The organism is Streptomyces sp. NPDC002156 (assembly GCF_053593675.1).
Genome location: NZ_JBSFDA010000105.1, coordinates 1 through 20,475 on the forward strand (window position 1 = coordinate 1; position 20,475 = coordinate 20,475).

Annotated in this window: 20 protein-coding genes; 10 read left to right on the forward strand and 10 right to left on the reverse strand. The window is 70.6% G+C overall.

Annotated features, from left to right (window positions below; genetic code table 11):
- Positions 1-265: 265 nt before the first annotated feature.
- Positions 266-1,294 carry a hypothetical protein gene (locus ACWCRB_RS32935; RefSeq protein WP_450999547.1) on the reverse strand — a complete coding sequence of 343 codons (1,029 nt, stop codon included), beginning with the start codon at positions 1,292-1,294 and terminating at the stop codon, positions 266-268.
- 56 nt (positions 1,295-1,350) lie between these two features.
- Positions 1,351-2,607 carry an FUSC family protein gene (locus ACWCRB_RS32940; RefSeq protein WP_450999548.1) on the reverse strand — a complete coding sequence of 419 codons (1,257 nt, stop codon included), beginning with the start codon at positions 2,605-2,607 and terminating at the stop codon, positions 1,351-1,353.
- Between the two features lie 204 nt (positions 2,608-2,811).
- Here ACWCRB_RS32940 and ACWCRB_RS32945 point away from each other — a divergent pair, with 204 nt between their 5' ends.
- From ACWCRB_RS32945 to ACWCRB_RS32965, 5 genes are all read left to right on the forward strand, one after another.
- Positions 2,812-3,672: a DUF3626 domain-containing protein gene (locus ACWCRB_RS32945; protein WP_450999549.1), complete on the forward strand. Its 861-nt coding sequence runs from the start codon at positions 2,812-2,814 to the stop codon at positions 3,670-3,672.
- Positions 3,673-3,827: 155 nt separating this feature from the next.
- A complete protein-coding gene (locus ACWCRB_RS32950; RefSeq protein ID WP_450999550.1) occupies positions 3,828-4,799 on the forward strand; it encodes a phosphotransferase family protein in 972 nt (323 codons plus the stop codon).
- Between the two features lie 75 nt (positions 4,800-4,874).
- On the forward strand, positions 4,875-6,398 hold the full coding sequence (locus tag ACWCRB_RS32955) for a helix-turn-helix domain-containing protein (protein WP_450999551.1): 1,524 nt from the start codon (positions 4,875-4,877) through the stop codon (positions 6,396-6,398).
- Between the two features lie 22 nt (positions 6,399-6,420).
- Positions 6,421-6,993 (forward strand): transcriptional regulator, encoded by a 573-nt coding sequence (locus ACWCRB_RS32960; protein ID WP_450999552.1) that lies wholly within the window; start codon positions 6,421-6,423, stop codon positions 6,991-6,993.
- Between the two features lie 46 nt (positions 6,994-7,039).
- Positions 7,040-7,597 carry a M15 family metallopeptidase gene (locus ACWCRB_RS32965; RefSeq protein ID WP_450999553.1) on the forward strand — a complete coding sequence of 186 codons (558 nt, stop codon included), beginning with the start codon at positions 7,040-7,042 and terminating at the stop codon, positions 7,595-7,597.
- A 124-nt stretch (positions 7,598-7,721) separates the two neighbouring features.
- On the opposite strand, the gene ACWCRB_RS32970 is transcribed toward ACWCRB_RS32965, so the two are convergent.
- Together ACWCRB_RS32970 and ACWCRB_RS32975 are read right to left on the reverse strand one after the other, a co-directional pair.
- Positions 7,722-8,684: an SDR family NAD(P)-dependent oxidoreductase gene (locus tag ACWCRB_RS32970; protein WP_450999554.1), complete on the reverse strand. Its 963-nt coding sequence runs from the start codon at positions 8,682-8,684 to the stop codon at positions 7,722-7,724.
- Positions 8,685-8,767: 83 nt separating this feature from the next.
- Entirely contained in the window at positions 8,768-9,856 is a 1,089-nt protein-coding gene (locus tag ACWCRB_RS32975) for a PHP domain-containing protein (RefSeq protein ID WP_450999555.1), read from the reverse strand.
- Between the two features lie 124 nt (positions 9,857-9,980).
- On the opposite strand from ACWCRB_RS32975, the gene ACWCRB_RS32980 reads away from it, so the two are divergent.
- On the forward strand, positions 9,981-10,223 hold the full coding sequence (locus ACWCRB_RS32980; protein WP_450999556.1) for a hypothetical protein: 243 nt from the start codon (positions 9,981-9,983) through the stop codon (positions 10,221-10,223).
- Here the strand turns inward: ACWCRB_RS32980 and ACWCRB_RS32985 are convergent, their stop codons facing one another.
- The 3 genes from ACWCRB_RS32985 to otr(A) all read right to left on the reverse strand — a co-directional run bounded on the left by ACWCRB_RS32985 (position 10,224) and on the right by otr(A) (position 13,678).
- Positions 10,224-10,922, reverse strand: a complete 699-nt coding sequence (locus ACWCRB_RS32985; RefSeq protein ID WP_450999557.1) for a VanZ family protein — start codon at positions 10,920-10,922, stop codon at positions 10,224-10,226.
- Between the two features lie 112 nt (positions 10,923-11,034).
- Entirely contained in the window at positions 11,035-11,694 is a 660-nt protein-coding gene (locus ACWCRB_RS32990) for a DUF4230 domain-containing protein (RefSeq protein ID WP_369032727.1), read from the reverse strand.
- Positions 11,695-11,791: 97 nt separating this feature from the next.
- Positions 11,792-13,678 carry a tetracycline resistance ribosomal protection protein Otr(A) gene (gene otr(A) / locus ACWCRB_RS32995; RefSeq protein WP_450999558.1) on the reverse strand — a complete coding sequence of 629 codons (1,887 nt, stop codon included), beginning with the start codon at positions 13,676-13,678 and terminating at the stop codon, positions 11,792-11,794.
- A 227-nt stretch (positions 13,679-13,905) separates the two neighbouring features.
- Here otr(A) and ACWCRB_RS33000 point away from each other — a divergent pair, with 227 nt between their 5' ends.
- Positions 13,906-14,856, forward strand: a complete 951-nt coding sequence (locus ACWCRB_RS33000) for a ribose-phosphate diphosphokinase (protein WP_450414620.1) — start codon at positions 13,906-13,908, stop codon at positions 14,854-14,856.
- A gap of 81 nt (positions 14,857-14,937) precedes the next feature.
- Positions 14,938-16,131 carry an elongation factor Tu gene (gene tuf, locus ACWCRB_RS33005; RefSeq protein ID WP_450999559.1) on the forward strand — a complete coding sequence of 398 codons (1,194 nt, stop codon included), beginning with the start codon at positions 14,938-14,940 and terminating at the stop codon, positions 16,129-16,131.
- Between the two features lie 27 nt (positions 16,132-16,158).
- On the opposite strand, the gene ACWCRB_RS33010 is transcribed toward tuf, so the two are convergent.
- Positions 16,159-16,539, reverse strand: a complete 381-nt coding sequence (locus ACWCRB_RS33010; RefSeq protein ID WP_450999560.1) for an anti-sigma factor antagonist — start codon at positions 16,537-16,539, stop codon at positions 16,159-16,161.
- 177 nt (positions 16,540-16,716) lie between these two features.
- The gene (locus ACWCRB_RS33015) at positions 16,717-17,145 is read right to left on the reverse strand and encodes a MarR family winged helix-turn-helix transcriptional regulator (protein WP_235472811.1); all 429 of its coding nucleotides are present in this window, start codon (positions 17,143-17,145) and stop codon (positions 16,717-16,719) included.
- A 103-nt stretch (positions 17,146-17,248) separates the two neighbouring features.
- Between ACWCRB_RS33015 and ACWCRB_RS33020 the strand changes: the two genes are divergently transcribed.
- Together ACWCRB_RS33020 and ACWCRB_RS33025 are read left to right on the forward strand one after the other, a co-directional pair.
- Positions 17,249-18,703, forward strand: a complete 1,455-nt coding sequence (locus tag ACWCRB_RS33020) for an aldehyde dehydrogenase family protein (RefSeq protein WP_450999561.1) — start codon at positions 17,249-17,251, stop codon at positions 18,701-18,703.
- Positions 18,704-18,777: 74 nt separating this feature from the next.
- Positions 18,778-19,887 carry an NAD(P)-dependent alcohol dehydrogenase gene (locus ACWCRB_RS33025; protein ID WP_450999562.1) on the forward strand — a complete coding sequence of 370 codons (1,110 nt, stop codon included), beginning with the start codon at positions 18,778-18,780 and terminating at the stop codon, positions 19,885-19,887.
- A gap of 69 nt (positions 19,888-19,956) precedes the next feature.
- Here the strand turns inward: ACWCRB_RS33025 and ACWCRB_RS33030 are convergent, their stop codons facing one another.
- On the reverse strand, positions 19,957-20,388 hold the full coding sequence (locus ACWCRB_RS33030) for a hypothetical protein (RefSeq protein ID WP_450999563.1): 432 nt from the start codon (positions 20,386-20,388) through the stop codon (positions 19,957-19,959).
- Positions 20,389-20,475 lie beyond the last annotated feature (87 nt).

A 20,475-nucleotide genomic window follows, 5' to 3' on the forward strand; every position in this document is an offset into this window, starting at 1 on the left:
GGGCCGGGGCATTCCAGCCCGCCCGGCGCCTGAGGACAAGGCCCGTTCAGCCCAACCTTCCCACCCACCCCCGGCCGCCACCACCCTCCAGCCCGTCCGGCGTTTGAGGACGAGCGCGTTCAGCGCGACTTCCCACCCACCCGACGGCCGCCACCACCTTCCAGCCCGTCCGGCGTTTGAGGACGAGGCCGTTCAGGCCGAAGGGGGGGCTGGGGCGCAGCCCCCAGGGGATGGGAACGGGTAGGGGCGGCGGGGGCGAAATCAGCTACCAGTCGCCGTCCTCCACCGGCTTCCCCGTCAGCGGCTTCACCTGGCCGGGCGACGGCTCCTGCCACGGCTCGTGGTCGTCGCCGAGCCAGTCGCCGACCGGCTGTACGGCCGTCAAGGGGTCCGTGGGCGCGAGATCCCCCGCGTTCTCGTCGTAGTAGTCGAACCAGGGCAGGCCCGCCCGGGTGTAGGCCGCCCGGTCCACGGGTGACGGGGGCGGGGCCTCGCCCGTGATGCGGCGCCACTCGGGTGGCGTCACGAGGTGTACGAACACGCGTCCGGCTGGGCGCTCGGCCCATGCCGTGAGCGGCCGGTCGTCCCGGTAGACCTCCTGGCGCATCGAGCCACCGACACCCAGCCCCATCGCCGCCCCCGACCGCTGCGGAGCCCCCGCTCCGCTCGGCGCCGGCATCGCCATGGGCGCCATGGGTGCGGGCCCGCCATACCCCCGGTTCCGGGCGGTCGCCGCCCGTTCCGCCCGGCGGCGCTCCTCCTCGCGCCACTTCGCCAGTTCCGCGTCGGACAGCGGGAACGACTGGAGCTGTACGCCGCCCCACACCTCCTCGCCCGTGACCTGGCCCTCGACGGTCGCACCCAGCCCGAGGGGCACCGCCACGAACTGGCGGACCGTGCCCTTGCCGGAGTTGATGCCGTCCAGCCAGGGCTGGCGCGGCAGCACCACGTAGTTCTGCGGCTTCCGGGACAGCCGGTCGCTCCACGGCTCGCCCGACACCGCGCACACCTTGCCCACGCCCACCTGCAACGCGGCGGGCTCGACGGTGCCCGCGAAGCTCAGCCACATCGCCTCGCGCAGATACACCGGCAGCAGCACCCCGCCGCGCGCCCGCCAGGCCTCCGGCACGGTGTCGGGGTAGTCGGCGACCCGGCGCACCGGGAACTCGCCGAGCCCCGGCGGCAGCGGATGCGTGCCCGTCTCCGGCAGCCGGAGGGTGCGGACGAACCGTACGGCCACACCGCCCGGCAGCCGCAGGGTGTTGCCTTCGATCCGCACGCCGGAGTCACCCATGCGCCGCCCCCTTGGTCCTCAGTCGTTCTATCTACGTGACTTCCTATGTGACTTCGTCACATAGAACGACGTGACACGGCCTTGCGGTTCCTGCCCGGCACGCGCACCCGCTTCAGGTGCTTCCGCAGCCGGGTCAGCCGGGGCATCCGCTCCCGCTCCTCCCGGGTGCACCGGTCCAGCTCCTCCAGGAGCCGCCGGGAGCGGTGCTCGGTGTCCAGCTCGTCGAGGATGCGGTTGACCTCGGTCAGGACGGCCCCGTGCAGCTGCCACTGGGCCGCGTCCTGCTGGATCTCCGCCAGGAGCAGCTGTGCCAGCTTGTCGCGGGTCGCTGTCGCCGCCCGGAGTTCGGTGGCGAGTCGAGTCTCCGCAGACTCTGCGCTGACACTGACGTCGGTGGTCACGAGGACCGCGAAACTGACCACGGCGTCGGCGATCTCGGACAGCAGCCGCTCCAGTGCGGCGCCCGTCTCCGGGGCGAACAGCGGCTCGGGTTCCCGCTCCTTGGCCAGGTCGGTCAGGCTGCGGGCGAGGACGCGCAGGACGACCGTGCAGATCTCCAGCGTGTCCAGGCCGGTGCGCAGCACGACCCGGTGCAACAGGCCCTCCCGGACCCGAGGGTTGAGCCGCAGACTGTCCTCGGCCTGCTGCAGGGCCGCGTCCACCTCGACGATGTCGTGGTCGAGCCGACGGGCCTCGTGCAGCCGGGCGGTCGCGTGGTCCACGGGAGTGCGGCCGGCGGCCTCCTCACCCATCCGCAGCATCAACTGCCGTACCCGGCGCGCAAGATCCTCGATGGACTCGCCGGCCGCTTCCACCCACACCGGGGGAGCCAGCAACAGGTTGAAGGTGAGCCCGACGACCGCGCCGATCACGGTCTCCAGGACCCGCGCCCAGGCCGTGTCCCCGACCCGGGTGACGCCGAGGACCAGCATCGCGCTGATCGCCACCTCGGGCACGAACTCGCTGACCCGCACCAGATGCCCGACCACCAGCGAGGCCAGGATGATCAGTCCCAGGCTCCACCAGGTCAGGCCCATCAGCACGCTGAAGCCGATCGCGATGACGACCCCGGCGACCACGGAGTTCACCCGGCGTATGCCGGTCTTGATCGTGGCGTAGAGGGTGACCTGGACGACCAGGAGCGCGGTCAGCGGAGCGGTGAGCGGCGCGGACTCGGGACTGACGCGGAGGGCGACGACGTACGCGATCGTCGCGGCGGCCGCCGACCGCAGCGTCTGGACGACCACGGGCTCGCGGTGCCTGCCCACGAACCGGACGGCGGACGCCGTCCACTCACCAGGTACCACTCGCATGCGTGCGCACGCCTCCTTCCCGTCCTTCCCGCCTTCCTGTAAACGGACCGAGCGTACTCACGGACGGCCGCGGGCGCGTGCGGCGCGGAGGGAGGTATTCCTCACGTGATCAGGGATGTTTCCCTTCGCTGACCGCAGGTTTTGGTGACCAGGTTGACCAATAAGTTGTGGATCTTCGGGCCGTCCGGTGATCTCCTGGTTCGTATGGCCGACGACCCCGATTCCCCGCACGCAAAGGCCCTCCGCCATGTCGCAGCCCTCTCCACCGGCCCGGCCGTGTCCCCTGACCTCCGGGTGACCCTGAACTTCCACCCCGACCGGACGGTCCGCGAACTGCCCCTGCTGCGGGCGTTGGCCCAGGACGGTGTCTACTGCTCGCAGTTCGTCACCGGCACCAGCAACGGCGGGCTCACCGCCCGTCCCGGCGGCGACCGCTGGCGCTGGGAGAGCCGGATGTTCGCGGGGACGTACGACAGAGCGCCCGCCCACCAGCGCCCGGTGTACGGCGCGTTGAACTTCCGCCGCCAGGTCGTCGGCGCCGCCCCGAGGTTCGGCTCCTCGCACTTCCGGCTGACCGGCGCCGCCCTCGCGCGGGCCACCTTCTGCTACCCGGACAGCGCGGCGGAACCCGCCCACTTCGGGGTCGCCGCGGGAATGTCCCTCCTCGCCCTCGCCGAGGCCGACGAGCGGGACGCGCTCGACGACTACATCGAGGCCCAGATACACGGCCCCGTCCTGCTCGACCGGGACGTCGAGGCGCTGGTCCTCGACGCGAGCTATCGCGGCACCCCGGTGGAGAAGGCGGCCCGCACCCTGCCCGTACCGCTCGAATGGCACCCCGGATACCGGCTCACCGTAGGGGAGTTGCACCGCCACGCCGACTACCGGGGACCCGAGTACGTCGAACTCGGCGCCCGGATCGCCGAGGACGGCCACCTCGACCCACGGATCATCGGGGACGCGGTCCGCACCGGCCGCCATGAACTCCAGCACCTGAAGATGGTGTGGCACTGCCTCGCCCGGTTCGGCGCCCCCGAGGGAGCGGGCACCGCCCGTTCGAGCTAAGCGTCAAAGGGTCCAGAATTTCCCTGTATGGCTGGCCTGTCCTGTGGCGGACGGGTCCGGTTCCCGACCCGTTTCGCACCCGCTTCCGTACGCTGTTCCGGGGCCGTACGCAGGGCGCGGACCCGGCCGGTCGAGACGGGGGAGGCACGGAGACGGTGACCGATTCGTGGGAGCGGGCCAGAGAGATCCTCATATCGGCGGGGTTGCCGCCGGACAGCCTCGTGGGCTGCCGTCCGCTCACCGGTGGGACGTACAACGCCGTCGAGGAGCTGCGGCTGGCCGACGGCAGCCGGTACGTCCTGAAGATCCCGCCGCCGGAGACGGTGCCGGGGCTGCGGCACGAGTCCCGACTGCTCGTCTCCGAGGCGGAGTTCTACCGCGCCGCCGGCACGGTCGGCGTACCGGCGCCGAGCCTCGTGGCCCTCGGCGACGGCCACCTGCTGATGACCGCCTGCCCGGGCGACCCCTGGGACGACTCCCCGACCGATGCCGAGCGCGTGCTGCTGAGGGGTGAGCTGGGCGGCCTGGTGGCCCGCCTGCACACGGTCACCGGATCGGCCTTCGGCTACCCCTCCGGCGCCCTCGGCCCCCTCGCCCCCGACTGGCGCACCGCCTTCACGACGATGTTCGACGCGGTGCTCGACGACGCCGTTCGCTACGGCGCGTGGCTGCCGGCCCCGGTGGACGAGGTGGCCCGCACCGCCCGGGACGCGTACGACGCCCTCGACGAGGTCACCGTGCCCCACCTGGTCCACTTCGACCTCTGGCAGGGGAACATCCTGGTCGACCGCTCGGCCGGGGCGCCGCGCATCGGTGGCCTCATCGACGGCGAGCGCATGTTCTGGGGCGATCCTGTGGCCGACTTCGTGTCGCTGGCGCTGCTGGGGGACATCCGGGGCGACGAGGCGTTTCTGCGGGGCTATCGGGATGCCGGAGGGCAGGTCGAGTTCGATGAGGGGGTCTGTCGGCGGATCGCTCTGTACTGCTCCTACCTGTACCTGATCATGCTGACCGAGGTGATGCCCCGGGAGATGGGGGAGGAGCGGAAGAAGTGGGCACGGGAGGTGGTCGGGCCTGCGCTGATGGGTGCCTTGGGAGATCTTCCACTCGCGCGCCGCCCGCGCTAGTTCAGTGTGTCCCGGTGCGTAGTCTGATGGGGTGCAACTGCCCTTGGGAGAACGTGTGTGGCCGGCGGTGACCCAGTGACTGACTTCGGCGCGATCGACGCCCTGCTGGCCGGTGCCCGCCAGGAGGTGCCGCTGCCCTCGGTCGAGGTGCGGCGCGGGCTGCGGGAAGGGCTGAACCTCTCGCGCGCCCAGGTGGCGCAGGCCCTCGGGGTGAGTCCCTCCACCGTCGGAGGGTGGGAGTCGGGGCGGGACCCCAGCGGCGAAGTGCGCGAGAAGTACGCCTACTTCCTCGACGGGGCGCGTACGCGGCTGGAGGCGCAGGCTGAGCAGGACGCCGAAGAGGAGGCCTCCGCGGCCTCCGAGGAGGTGACGGAGGCAGGGGAAACAGAGGCCGAAGGAGAGGGCGAGTCGGAGACTCTCTCCGTCGCCCAGCCCTGCGTGCTGTGCGGACACCCCGCCCGGCATCAGGTCGCCGGGTTTCCGCAGCACCTCGATCCCGATGAGTGCGGCGGGGAGACGGCCACGGTCAGCGAGCCTCCCGCGACCGCGAAACCCGCGGCCGCCGCAACCGCCGCCGTCGCCGCGACGCCCGTCAAGGTCGTCCCCGTCGGGCGTCGCGTCCAGACCGTCTCCGACGAACCCGATCCGATCGCCGCCGCCGTCGCCGGAGCCCTCGCCGAGCATGCGGGGGACGTCGACGCGGCGACCGCCGCGCTGGTCAAGCGGGCCATCCCGGACGCGATGGCGCTGCTCGACTCGACCCGCAAGGGCGGGCGGTACGACGTCGTGGCGCATCCCTGGATCCCGGACATCCTGCGCAAGCAGACCGCACGCGGTGCCGACCAGATCTGGGAGGCCCGCCCCAAGTGGGCCCGCCACGAACTCCCGCCCGGCGCCCACGAGGTGACCGCGCTCGACATCAACGGCGCCTACCTCTCCGCGCTCAAGACCCACCTCCCCATCGGCCAGTTGGAGCACTCGACCGGGTTCGGCCACGACCGCCGCAGGGCAGGCGTCCACCTGATCACGCCACCCGTCTGGGACCACGAGGCCGAACTGCCCAACCCGATCGGCAACCGCGACGAACCGGGCCCGCTGTGGGTCACCGAGCCCACGCTGAGGCTCCTCCTACGGCTGTCCGGGCCGAAGTACGGGCTGTGCGAACCCCCGGAGATCCACGAGTCGTTCACCTCCGGCGCCACCGAGAACCTGCTGGAGAAGTTCCGGATCGCCCTGAAGGACGCGCGCGACCGGGCCATCGAGCAGGACGACGAGGTCACCCTCGAATACGTGAAGGCGATGTACTCCAAGTTCGTCTCCACCATGGGGGAGTCGAACTACAACCGGGAGCTGTACCGCCCCGACTGGATGCACCTGATCCGCTCGCAGGCCTTCGCCAACCTCTGGACCAAGGCCTACAAGGCATACGGCGAGGGGCTCACCGTCGTACGCGCGATGGGTACCGACGAGCTGCATGTGATCGGCGACTGGCGGAGTGTCTTCCCGGAAGGGCGAGGCGTTTCCGAGGTCAAGATCAAGGACACCTACACCGTCGGCGACGATACTGATCCCGCCGCCGCGGGCGAGCACGAGAACTGAGTGACAGTGAGGGAGGCGGTGCATGCCTGAATACACCCACGAGTTCGGGAAGTACGGTGCCCGGGGCATCAAGGGCAGCGCGGCCGTGGCCCGGCGGCTCGACATGCTGGCGGGCGGGATCGTCACGCCGATCACGGCCCGGCGCGGGCTGCTGGCACGGCTGCACTACCTCACGCGTACCGACCATGCCAGGTCGGCGGCACGGGAGGCGGGGCTGACGGTCACCGACCGCACGCTCAAGGCGTGGCTGGAGGGCAGACGCAGCCCGTCGAAGCGGAACCTGGAGAAGATCGAGACGGCGTACTGGACGGTCCGCCGTCAGAACGTCGCCCGGTATCTCGTCGGGCGGCTCAACGCCCGGGGCCGGGGCACGCGAGTCGAACTGCACCCCCTCAACCAGTCCCAGGTGGACCGGCCGCGCCAGCGCGTCGTCGAGTTCCGCACCCTCAACATCCGGCACTGGGACCTGCTCGTCGAGGCCTGGTCCACCGGCGACACCCAGGCCTTCGACGACGCCTGGACCGACCAGATCGTCGACCTCGGCTCCCAGTGGGGCCAGTACGAGTACGTCACGAACGTCGGTTTCGCCGCCTGAACCCGGCCCCGAACTCGGGGCCGGGCCGGCGCGAGATGATCGTGCCATGAGTGAGATCATCCTGATGTCCGACGCGAAGGTGGCCGCCGTACCCGTCGAAGAGTGCGGCGACCCGCTCGTGGACGTACGAGGCGCCCTGCTCACCGACGACAGGAAGCAACACGCGTCCGGCGGCGCCCAGTTCCACCTGCGGCAGGGTGTCCTCGGCCGGCTGCTCGACGCGCAGGCACTGCTTCCCGACGGCATCCGGCTGCTGTTCGTCGAGGGCTACCGGCCGCCCGCTCTGCAACGCCGGTACTTCGACGGGTACTCCGCCGAACTGCGTGCCCAGCACCCGGACTGGCCCGAGGACCGCCTCCGTTCCGCGGTCGGCCGCTATGTCTCCCCGCCTGAGATCGCCCCGCACAGCGCGGGCGCCTGCTACACCCACGCCACCAACATCGACGCCAAGGCCCGCACCCACCGAGAGATCCTCGGCAAGGCCCTCAGCGAGGCCGGCCTGGTCAACTACCCCACGGAGTGGTGGCACTGGTCCTACGGCGACCGCTACTGGGCCCTGACAACAGGAGCTCCGACGGCACTGTACGGCCCCAGGCACGCCTGACGACGGGACCGGCTAAGCGGCCTGGGGGGCGGGCGCGGAACGCGCCCCGCAAGGGGCGCGGGGAACTGCGCGACCAGCCCCCACCGGCCGGTAGCCAACGAACGACCCACCCCCCCCGGAGCGCTCACGCAGAGAACGCGTTCACCCCCGTCAACTCCGCCGACACCTCCCACAACCGCGCGGCCGACTCCACATCGACCGCATAGTCCCGCACCCCACTGGTCTGATCCCCCGGCGTGGCGGGTTCAGCGACATCGCAGTCCTCGCAGTAGACCCCGCCCATCCCCGCCAACTGCGGAGAGGTAGCGGCCCACACCTGAGTGGCCGCACCCTGCTCGGGCGTCTTGAAGCCCTCCGGGTCGAGCGCGTTGCCCTCGGCGTCCCGCCACCCGCGTTCGATCTGCTCGGCGATCGGGATGTGGCGCTGGAGCGGGGTGAAGATGGCACCGGGGTGGAGCGAGAAGGCCCGTACGCCGGCCTCGCGGCCGAGCTTGTCCAGGTGGACGGCGAACAGGACGTTGGCCGTCTTGGCCTGCCCGTACGCCTCCCACTTGTCGTAGCCGCGCTGCCAGTGGATGTCGTCCCAGCGGATGCCGGAGAAGTGGTGGCCGCGCGAGGAGACGGAGACGACGCGTGCGCCGCCGGGGGCGATGGCCGGCCACAGCCGGTTGACGAGCGCGAAGTGGCCGAGGTGGTTCGTCGCGAACTGGGCCTCCCAGCCGGGCCCGACCCGGGTCTCGGGGCAGGCCATGATCCCGGCGTTGTCGATCACGAGGTCGAGGGGGCGCCCGGAGGCGAGGAAGCGGTCGGCGAAGGCGCGCACGCTGTCCAGGTCGCCGAGGTCGAGTGCGTCCACCTCGACACCCTCGACGCCGGCCAGCTCCTCTCGCGCGTGCTCGGGGCGGCGGGCGGGTACGACGACACGCGCGCCCGCCTTGGTGAGGGCGCGGGTGGTCTCCAGGCCGAGGCCCGAGTAGCCGCCCGTGACAAGGACGAGCTTCCCGGAGAGGTCGATGCCCGCGAGGACGTCGTCGGCGGTGCTCCGGGCATCGAAGCCCGAGCCGATCTTGTGCTGTGCGGTGGTCATGCACAGCACGCTACGAATTGGAGCACGCTCGAAGTCAAGAGACACCGCCGCCCTGCCCCGGCACCGACCCGCCGGCCAGCCCCTCAGGCCGATGGCAGCGCGCGTTCCCGCGACCACGCCAGCAGCTGGTCCACCGGCCAGGTCGTGACCACCCGTTCGGCCGGTACCCCGCACTCCTCCGCGCGGGCGCAGCCGTGGATCTGCCAGTCCAGCTGGCCTGGGGCGTGTGCGTCGGTGTCGATCGAGAAGAGGGCGCCTGCCGCGACGGCCTGTCGTAGCAGGCGGCGCGGTGGGTCCAGGCGCTCCGGGCGGCTGTTGATCTCCAGGGCGGTGCCCGTCTCGGCGCAGGCGGTGAAGACCGCGTCCGCGTCGAACTCCGACTCCGGCCGTGCCTTGCCCCCGCCCCGCTCGCCCCGTCCGCCACCGCCACCCCGGGGCTCCCGACCCACCAGCAGGCGCCCGGTGCAGTGCCCGAGCACGTCCGACAGCGGATTGCGTACGGCGGCCACCATCCGGCGGGTCATCGAGCGGGCGTCCATGCGCAGCTTGGAGTGCACGGACACCACCACGACGTCCAGCAGATCCAGGAGGTCCGGGTCCTGGTCCAGGGAGCCGTCGTCGAGGATGTCGCACTCGATGCCGGTGAGCAGCCGGAAGGGCGCCCAGGTCGCGTTCAGTTCCTCGACCACCGCCAGTTGCTCGCGCAGGCGGTCGGCGGTCAGGCCCCGCGCCACCGTGAGGCGCGGTGAGTGATCGGTGAGCACCGCCCACTCGTGCCCGAGCCGCGCCGCCGTACGGCCCATCTCCTCGATCGGGCTGCCGCCGTCCGACCAGTCGGAGTGCAGATGACAGTCCCCGCGCAGTAGTGCCCGGAGGCGTTCCCCGTCCCCGAGAGGCGGGGTCAGGCCCTGCTCGCGCTCCAGTTTCTCCAGGTAGGCGGGTACCTGGCCGGCCAGCGCCTCGCGCACCACCTGCGCGGTCTTCGGGCCGATGCCCTTGAGGGACTCCAGCGTGCCGGTGTCGGCCCGCTGCCGGATCTCCTCCGGGGACAGCTCCGCCAGCACGTCGATCGCGGTACGGAACGCCCGTACGCGATATGTGGGGGCCAGGGAGCGCTCCAGCAGGAAGGCGATCCGGTCCAGCGCCTCGACGGGATCCAGTGACATCGCCATCGTCACCTCCGTCTCCAGCGTGGCGCGGGCTCGGCGGGCCCGCACCACGGAGGGGGCGGAGGCGGCTGCCGCCGGCCCCTCCGTGGCCGGTACATGATGGCCGGATTCGCTCTACGCTCTATGCATGACCGAAATCGGGAGCCCGTACATCGCTCACCCGCGGATCATGGTGCTCGGGGTGCAGCCGGGCGTGCCGCCGTTCCGCATCATCGAGATCGACGGCGAGGTGGTCGGTGCGGCGCGGGCGCTCACCGACGTACTGGTGGTCGCCGCCGCGGCCGGCATCACGGTCCATGATCTCGACGATCCGGACATGATCCGCTGGGTCGGCGGCGACAAACTCACCTGGACCAGAAGGCGGAGATAGCTACGACCGTTTCTTCGGTGCGTGCACCGCGCGGCTCAGTCGGCGGCCGAGGAGCAGGTACCCGATGAGCGCGCCTGTCGTGTTGAGGATGACGTCGTCGATGTCGAAGGCGCGCCCGGTGACCAGCGCGCCCTGGGCCACTTCGACCATGAGCATGACGGTCGCGGTCAGGAACAGCACCCGCAGGACTCCCCGCGCCTTGGGCAGGACGATGGGCACCAGGAGGCCGAAGGGCACACCGAGCAGCACGTTCCCGCCGATCTGCCGGATGGCGTCCCGCATCTCGGGCTGGTCCAGGTAGGCGCGCAGCGAGCGGCCCGGATGAAGGTTGGTGTGGGTCAGCGCCGCGGACGCCGGGGACGGCTCCAGGGTCAGCCGGGCAAGGATCACGGCGAACGCCACCATGAACACGAACGCGCACAGAATCGTCAGCAGCCGGGCCAGGAAGACGAACGGACGGCGCTTCGGCGGAGCCTTCTCGGGCGGCTTCGGGGCGGCCTTCGGTGAGGTCTTCGGGGTCCTCCGGAACTTCGAAAGGGACTTCGGCGCGGGCTTGGCCGCAGGCTTGGGTGCGGACTTCGACGGCGACTTCGACGATGCCTTGGGTGTGGACTCCTGTGTGGTCTCGGGCGGCTTGCTCGCGGCCTTCGCGGGGCGCAGGCGCAGCGCGGCGAGGGAGCGCGGAGCTGATCGGGCCATCAACGTCCTCCGGTCTTCAACTGACCCCCGTGCAACGGCGGTTACCCCCGATCAGGCCGGGGACGCAGTTCCGGCCCGCCCGGATCCGGGGACCCGGGCAGGCCGGTCTCCCTCAGGTGCCGTAGGTCACGGTCACCGTGGTGAAGCCGAGGGAGGCGAGCAGACCCTTGAGCATGCTGGTCGTGTTCTCCTCGGCGCGCGCGGTCAGACCGCTCTCCTTCGCCGCGTCGCCGATGTGCCGGACCGCCAGCTTCTGGACGGCCTGTTCGTCGTTCGGGTTGTCGGAGAAGAGATCGGTTATCCGGTCGAAGATGCCGCGCTGCTTCGAGACCGCATAGGAGCGGTCGGGGTTCAGCGAGGGCTTGCCGAGTGCCGCGTGCGGCAGCCGGAGCGTCGCGGTCGTACGGTCCTTGTTGACCGTCACGTCGTCCTTCGCGATCTTGCCGAGATCGACATAGGAGTCGACCGTGCCCGCACCCACATAGAGCACTCGGGTGCCCTTGATCGCGTCGGGCAGATACTTGGTGTCCTTCTCCAGGTCCACGACGATCTGGAAGTTGCCGGACGCCGCTTCGTAACGGCTCATGTCCTGGATCGATTCGAGGAGCGCGGGTCCTGAACGGTCGTTCGTCTCCTCGCCGAAGATGTCCCCCAGCCCCGGAAGCACCGCCAGCCGTAGCCCGGCCAGCAACAGCACGAACACCAGCACCACGGCACTCAGTACCTTGGCCCAAACAGGCATGCGTCGCACGGCCTTGATGGACGTCGTCATGGCGACGAACCCCTTTCTTCCTGCGTACTGAACCGGATGCCCGCCAAATGCCCCGTCAGACCGCTCTGTTGATGGATCGGGACAATTGAGAGGGGGCCTACCGGAGCGCGCGGTCGCCCGACGGGCGCGACCACCACACGCCCTCCCCGTGCGTCAGCCCCGGCAGCCGCAGCTCGGCCTCGCGCACCCGCCGGGCCGCCAGCGCACCGGTCAGCTGCCAGGTCTCCCCGCCTCCCGTGGTCCCGCCTCCCTCGGTCGGGCCGAACTCCGCGCCGAGCGACGCCAGCAGACCGGTCACCGGTGCCAGCGCGCTGGACGGGATCTCCAACTCGAAGGCGTGGTACGGCTCGTACACCCGTGTCCCCGCCCGCTCCAGCGCGCGGCGCAGTACCACCGGCGTGAGCGCCCGGAAGTCCGCGGCCGTGCTGAGCGGCCCGATGAACCCGGAGCGGACGAGGACGACCCGGCAGTCGGTGACCGGCCACTCGCGCGGACCGGCCAGCAGGCTCGCGTGGACCGTGTCCTCGATCGCCTGGTGGAACGCCCGGGGCAGCGCGCCGAGTTCGGTCTCGTACGTGAACACCGCGCCTGAGCCGAGCGGCCCCGGCTCGACCCGCAGCCCGACGGTCGCGAAGCAGCGGGTGCGGTCGAGCCACGGGTACTCCTCGTCCGCCTCACCCGTGCCCGCGGGCCGCTCCAGGAACCGGACACGGCTCGCCTCGAAGTCGGCGTCGATGCCGAAGTCCTGGGCCAGGGTGGCGGCGAGTACCTCCTTCTGGACCTCGCCGTAGAGGAGCAGCGCCGTGCTGCCGTCGGGCGCCGGGCGGGCGTGGATCAGCGGGTCCTGGTCGGCCAGGGTCAGCAGTGCCGAGCGCAGGCGTGCCGACTGCTCCGGGTGCCTGGCCCGCACCAGGGTCTCCAGGGTCGGGGGCGCGAACTGCGGTGCGCGGTCGGTGAGTTCGCCGAGGCGGTCGCCGACCCGGACGGCGCCGAGACCGGTCAGGGCGGCGATGTTCCCGGCGGTGAGCGGGCCTTGGCGGCCGATCACATCGAGGCCGGTGACCCGCCCGGGGACCTCGGTGGTCCGGCCGTCCGCCGCGCGCCGCAGGAACGACAGCCGCTGACGCTCCGTCACCTCACCCTCGTACAGCCGCAGATACGCCGTTCGCCCGCCGTCCGGTGCGGGGCGTACCGCGAACACCGTGCCGCGCGGGGGCACTTCGGTGGCGATAGGGGTGGGGCGGGGGACCAGCCGGGTCAGGGCCTCGACGAGTTCGGGTACGCCCTGGCCGCCCAGCGCGGAGCCGAAGAGGAGCGGATGGAGCGAGCCGTCGGCGGTGTGGGCCGCGAGGGCCTTGGACAGGTCGTCCGGGGTGGGTGCCGGGCCGTCCACGAGCGCCGCGAGGATCCCCGGGTCGACCTCGGCGATCGCCTCCGCGGCGGCCGACAGAGGACAGGGCCGGGTACGGGCGGCCGGGGTGCCGACGGCGTCGACGTCGGTGAGCGGGACGATGTGCGGGGTCAGCCGGCGGCGGATCTCCGCGAGCAGGGCCTCGGACCGGGCACCCGCGCGGTCGATCTTGTTGACGAAGACCAGCGTGGGCAGCCGCAGCCGCCGCAGCGTCCTCATCAGCACGCGGGTCTGCGCCTGGACGCCCTCCACGGCCGACAGCAGCAGCACCGCCCCGTCCAGGACCTCCAGGGCGCGCTCGACCTCGGCGACGAAGTCGGAGTGCCCCGGGGTGTCGATGAGGTTGATCTGGGTGTCGCCGACGGTGAACGCGGCGACGGCCGAGCGGATCGTGATTCCGCGCTGCCGCTCGATCGCGCCGTCGTCCGTACGGGTGTCGCCGGCGTCGACGCTGCCGAGCCGGTCGATCGCGCCCGCGTCGAACAGCAGCCGCTCGGTGAGGCTGGTCTTACCGGCGTCGACGTGGGCCAGGATCCCGATGTTCAGGGTGCGCGAGATGGGCACGGAGTGCATGGGTGGTCGAGTCCTCGAGAACTGTGGTCCGGCATGGGTGGCGGAGAGTTCCGAGGAAACGGCGCATTCCGTGCTCCTGAGGTCGGGGAGGGCCGGGGAGATCCGGCCGCCGCCATCATGGCGTGGTCCGGGCGGTCGGCCGCAACCGGTTTTCACGGCACGGAGTGCCAGGAGCGGCCAGTACGATGGGCCGTGGCCGACCGGAATGATCATGCGAGGAGCGGTTCGTGCGAGACATCGCCGTGTTCAGCGGTAGTGCCCATCCCGAGCTGGCGGCCGAGGTCTGCGAGCACCTGGGCGTGCCGCTGCGGCCCACCCAGGTCAGCCGGTTCGCCAACGACTGCCTGGAGGTGCAGCTCCAGGCCAACTGCCGGGAGCGGGACGTCTTCCTCGTCCAGCCGCTGGTCGTCCCGGTCCAGGAGCACCTCGTCGAGCTGCTGATGATGTGCGACGCGGCGCGGGGGGCGTCCGCCGGGCGGATCTCGGTCGTCATGCCGCACTACGCCTACGCCCGCTCCGACAAGAAGGACATGCCCCGGATCTCGCTGGGCGGGCGGCTGGTCGCGGACCTGCTGGTCGCGGCCGGCGCGAGCCGTGTCCTCGCGATGACCCTGCACTCCCCGCAGGTCCACGGCTTCTTCTCGGTCCCGGTCGACCATCTGCACGCCCTGCGCGAACTCGCCGCGCACTTCCGCCAGTACGACCTGTCCCGGACGACGGTCGTCTCGCCCGACCTCGGCAACGCCAAGGAGGCCGCGCACTTCGCCCGGCTGATCGGCGCCGAGGTGGCCGCAGGGGCCAAGCAGCGGTTCGCGGACGACCGGGTGAGCATCAGCTCCGTGATCGGCAAGGTCACCGGACGGGACGTCATCGTGCTGGACGACGAGATCGCCAAGGGCAGTACGGTCCTCGAACTCCTGGAGCGGCTGCGGGAGTTGGAGCCGCGGTCCATCCGGGTCGCCTGTACGCACGGGCTGTTCGCTGCGGGTGCGCTGAAGCGGCTGAGCGAGCAGCCCGACGTGCTGGAGATCGTGTGCACCAACACCGTGCCGATCCTGGAGGAGGAGCGCACCGAGAAGCTGAAGGTGCTGTCCATCGCCCCGGCGCTCGCCGAGGCCGTGCGTCGTATTCACAACGGTGAGTCCGTCAGCGCCCTGTTCGACGCCCCGGGAACCTAATAGACAGGAAGGACGACCCCGTACGAGGTCGATCCGGCGGAGCAACGTCCCGCGTCACCCAAGGTGATCAGGAGGCTCGCAGTGGCCAAGGTGAAGTTCGAGCGGACCAAGCCCCACGTCAACATCGGCACCATCGGGCACATCGACCACGGCAAGACGACGCTCACGGCGGCGATCACGAAGGTTCTGCACGACCGGTTCCCCGACCTGAACCCCTACACGCCGTTCGACCAGATCGACAAGGCACCCGAGGAACGGCAGCGGGGCATCACCATCTCGATCGCCCATGTCGAGTACCAGACGGAGCGCAGGCACTACGCGCACGTGGACTGCCCCGGGCACGCCGACTACATCAAGAACATGATCACGGGGGCCGCCCAGATGGACGGCGCGATCCTCGTCGTCGCGGCCACCGACGGGCCGATGCCGCAGACCAAGGAACATGTGCTGCTGGCCCGGCAGGTGGGCGTCCCGTACATCGTGGTCGCGCTCAACAAGACGGACATGGTGGACGACGAGGAGATCCTCGAACTCGTCGAGCTGGAGGTGCGGGAACTGCTCACCGAGTACGAGTTCCCGGGCGACGACGTCCCGGTCGTCAAGGTCTCCGCGCTCAGGGCCCTGGAGGGCGACCCGGAGTGGAGTGCCTCGGTGCTCGAACTCCTCGACGCCGTCGACGCGGCGGTGCCCGAGCCGGTGCGGGACGTCGACCGGCCGTTCCTGATGCCGATCGAGGACGTGTTCACCATCACCGGGCGCGGCACGGTCGTCACCGGCCGGATCGAACGCGGGGTGCTGCACGTCAACCACGAGGTCGAGATCATCGGCATCCACGAGCAGAGGACGAAGACGACGGTCACCGGCATCGAGATGTTCCGCAAGCTCCTCGACGAGGGCCGGGCGGGGGAGAACGTGGGACTGCTGCTGCGCGGGGTGAAACGGGAGGACGTCCAGCGCGGCCAGGTCGTCATCAAGCCCGGATCGGTCACTCCGCACACGGAGTTCGAGGCGCGGTCGTACATCCTGTCGAAGGACGAGGGTGGCCGGCACACGCCGTTCTTCGACAACTACCGCCCCCAGTTCTACTTCCGGACGACGGACGTGACCGGGGTGGTGACCCTGCCGAAGGGCACCGAGATGGTCATGCCGGGCGACAACACCACGATGCATGTGCAGCTGGTCCAGCCGATCGCCATGGAGGAGGGGCTGAAGTTCGCCATCCGGGAGGGCGGCCGGACGGTGGGCGCGGGTCAGGTCACGAAGATCCTGAAGTAGGTGCGCCGCGGTAGGTGCCCGGCGGGGTCATAACGTGCCGGACGTGGCCTCGGGCTGCCCCAGGGCCGCGTCCAGCGAGGCCGCGGGCGGCAGCACGGTGGCCAGTCCGGTGACCTTGAGGACGCGCAGGGTGAGCGGGTGCGTGCAGACCAGGTGGAGGCGGCCGTCGTGGCTGAGCACCCGGTGGCGGGCCCGGTACAGCAGGCGCAGTCCCGAGCAGTCGAAGAACTCGACATCCGTCAGGTCGATCACGACCCGGGCGTCCGGATGGCCGGTCGCCGCGTCCAGGTGCGGGATGATCTCGACGGCCGCGGCGATGTCGATCTCGCCGTGGAACTCCAGCACGGTGTGGCCACGGTCCTCGTGGACACGCAGATGCCGGGTGGGCGGTGCAGGATCCTGCTGCACTGCGACATCGCCTCCAACCGCCTGCTGAGGTGGCGGGACCCGCGGATGAGAGCACAAGTGACTTCCCCGCCCTGCAAGTTACCCTCGATGGAGTGAATTTGAGCATGTTCGATTGACATATGTCTGCGAAATCGATGTGAGTCTCGCATGCGTTCTCCCGCGATCTGCGGGGCGGGACTACGACAGCGAGTGCCAGGCCTTGGACAGGGCCTGACGGAACTGGTCCGCCTGGTGCGAGGTGAGGTCGCGGATCATCCGTTCCTCCAGCTCCCGCACGGGTTCGGTGAAGCGTTCGAGCAGCTCGCGGCCGGCGTCGGTCAGCAGGATCAGCAGCTCCCGGCGATTGCGCGGATTGCGCTCCCGCCGTACGAGCCCGCGGTTCTCCAGGGACCGGACGAGATCGGCGATCGACTGCGCGGTGACGAAGGAGTCACGGGCCAGCTGGGCCGCGGAGAGGCCGTCGTGTCGCTCCAGGACGGTGAGCGAGGTGTACTGGAGTGCGGTGATTCCAGCTGGTCTGACCAGCTCGTCCAGATGGGAGCGGACTACGAGCTCCACCTGCTTGACCATGTAGAGCAGTGAGGGGGGTGCCTTGGTGCTGACCATGGATCGAGACTAGAGCATTGACAGGAAACCTGTCTGTAATCAGACTGCGGACCAACAGGAATCCTGTTGATTGAAATCTTGGCGACGATGCTGAGGAGCGGTGATGACCACCTTCGAGATCGAACCCGGGCGACTGTTCGTCGGAGGGCAGTGGCGCGAGGCGGCGGACGGAGCACGGACCGAGGTGGTCGACCCGTCCCGGGGCACGGTCATCACGACCGTCGCCGAGGCGTCGGCGGCCGACGTGGACGCGGCCGTGCGGGCGGCGCGCGAGGCCTTCGAGAGCGGCCCGTGGCCCGCGATGAGCGGCCGCGAGCGCGGCCGGATCCTGAACCGGGTCGCCCAGCTGATCCGGGAGAAGGCGGATGAGATCGCGCAGCTGGAGAGCCTCGACGTGGGCAAGCCGATCAGCCTGTGCCATGCGGTCGACGTGACGAACGCGGCCAACGACTACGAGTACTTCGCCGCCCTCGCCTTCTCGCTGGACGGCGCGACCCGCGAGACGGTCCACAACGCCCTCGCCTACACCAAGCGCGACCCGATCGGTGTCGTCGCCGCGATCACGCCCTTCAACTTCCCGCTGATCCTGGCCGGTTCGAAGCTGGGCCCGGCGCTGGCCGCAGGCAACACGGTGGTGCACAAGCCCGCCGACGAGACCCCGCTCAGCGCCCTCTACATGGCCAAGCTGCTCCAGGAGGCGGGCGTACCGGACGGCGTCGTCAACGTCGTCACGGGCACCGGCCCGGTGGCGGGCGAGGCCCTCCTCCGCCACCCCGGAGTCGACAAGATCGCTTTCACCGGCTCCACCGCCATCGGCCGCCATGTGGCGAGCGCGGCGGGCGAGGCGCTCAAGCCGGTCACCATGGAGCTGGGCGGCAACGCGGCGCACATCGTCTTCGAGGACGCCGACGTCGAGAAGGCGGTCGGCGCGGTCATCAAGGGCTTCGTCTTCAACACCGGCCAGTTCTGCATGGGCGGCCCGCGCCTGCTGGTCGCACGCCCGGTGTACGAGACCCTGCTCGGCATCCTCGCCGACGCGGTGCCCGGCGTCCCGGTCGGCGACCCGCGCCTGCCCGAGACCGTGGTCGGCCCGATGGCGGGGGAGAAGCACCTGCGCAAGGTCGAGGAGTTCGTGGCGCTGGCCCGCAAGGAGGGCGCCCGGATCGTCTGCGGCGGCGAGCGGCTCGACCTGGACGGCGGCTACTACTACAAGCCGACGGTGATCGCCGACCTCGCCAACGACTCCCGGGTCGTCCAGGAGGAGATCTTCGGCCCGGTCCTCACCGTGCAGCCCTTCGACACCGAGGACGAGGCGGTCCGGCTCGCCAACTCCACGCCGTACGGCCTGGCTTCGGGCGTCCAGACCACCAACCTGGCCCGCGCCCACCGCGTCGCGAACCGGCTCCAGGCGGGCATCGTCTGGGTCAACGACTGGGCGATGCTCGACCCCGCGATCCCCTTCGGCGGCGTCAAGGACTCCGGCTTCGGCCGCGAGTACGGCCCGGAGGCGCTCGCCTCCTACACGAAGGTCAAGTCCGTAGTCGTCTCGCTGGACTGAGTGCGCCCGCGGAACCCGCGCACCCCGCGAACTCGCAGACCCACCAACTCGTCCAGCCCGTAAGGGAGTTCAGCATGTCCATCACCACCCGCGCCGCGGTCGTCGAGTCCGGCGGTGCCCCCTTCACCCTCTCCGACGTCGAACTGGCCGACCCGGCGCCCACCGAGGCGCTCGTACGTCTGGTCGCGACGGGCCTGTGTCACACGGACCTCGGTGTGGCGAGCGGCGGACTGCCCTTCCCCCTTCCCGGAGTTCTGGGGCACGAGGGCGCGGGCGTCGTCGAGGCTGTCGGCTCCGCCGTCACCGGCATCGAGCCCGGCGACCATGTCGTCCTGTCCTTCACCTCCTGCGGCGACTGCCGCAACTGCCGTGACGGGCACCCCGCGTACTGCGTGACCTGGCTGCCGCTGAACCTCCTCGGGGGTCGCCGCGCCGACGGCACCGCCACGATCAGCCGCGACGGCACGGAACTTGGCGGCCACTTCTTCGGCCAGTCCTCGTTCGCCGAGCGGGCGTTGGTCGATCAGCGCAGCCTGGTCAAGGTCGACGCGGACGTACCCCTGGAGTCCATCGCCCCGCTGGGCTGCGGAGTCCAGACGGGTGTCGGCGCCGTCTGGAACGTACTGAAGCCGGGTCTGGGCAGCACGGTCCTGGTCCTCGGCGCCGGAGCGGTGGGCCTCTCGGCGGTCATGGCGGCCGCACTCACCCCCGCGACGAGGATCATCGCCGTGGACAAGGTCGGCGAACGCCTGTCGCTGGCCAAGGAGTTGGGCGCCACCCACACGATCAACGCGGGCGAGTCCGACCTCGGCGAGGCGGTCGCGAGCATCACCGACGGCCAGGGCGCCGACGGCGTCGTCGAGACCACCGGCAGCGTCGCGGTCCTCCGCCAGGGCGTCGACGCCCTCGCCCAGCGGGGCACGCTCGTCGTGGTCGGCGCCCCGCCCTTCGGTACGGAGGTCGCCCTGGACGTCAACGGGATGCTCGGCGGCAAGCGCGTCGTCGGCCTCACACTGGGCGACGTCGAGACGCAGTCCTTCATCCCGGCCCTGGTGGACCTGGTGAAGGCGGGGAGGCTCCCGCTGCACCGCCTGATCAGCACCTATCCGTTCGCGGACATCGACCAGGCGGTACGGGACATGAGTGCGGGCAAGACGATCAAGCCGGTACTGACCTTCGGCTGACGCGGCTGTTCCTGTGGTTCGAGGGGGCCGTCGAGCGCGTGTGGCTCGGCGGCCCCGGACCGGCCGTGGTCAGCCGTGGTGCCACCCGGAGGACCGTCCGTCAGTTTGGAATTGGAACTTGTACCGGGTGGCGTATTGGACATCCGATGCGAGCTTTGTCCAGGTGTTCGCGCGGGCGTATGTGTAGCTGCTCGGGCACTGCACGCCGTCGCTGTAGCCGAGGCACACCTTGACGTAGCGGTTACTGCTGGGGTGCAACCAGATTCCCCCGCAGCTGCGAGACGCAATGAGCCAGCGGCCGCCAGGGAAGTATGCCGGATAGTTGAAGTTCCCCGCAGGTTTCACGTACTGGGTGCTCACGCACGCGGCCGCGGCGGCCTCGGGGATCGAGCGCTCCTGCGGTGCCGCGTTCGCGGTGACGGCGCCTGTGGTGAGGCCGCCGACTGTAACGACGATGCAACTCGCCACTGCTGCGAGCTTCCTGGCCGAATTCCGCATCATATTCCGTCTCCTTGTCGGTTCGGGAAAGGTGCGGTCGCCGTGGGCTGGGCCGCGGTGTGAACAGGGACCTGTCGAAACTCTGCTCGC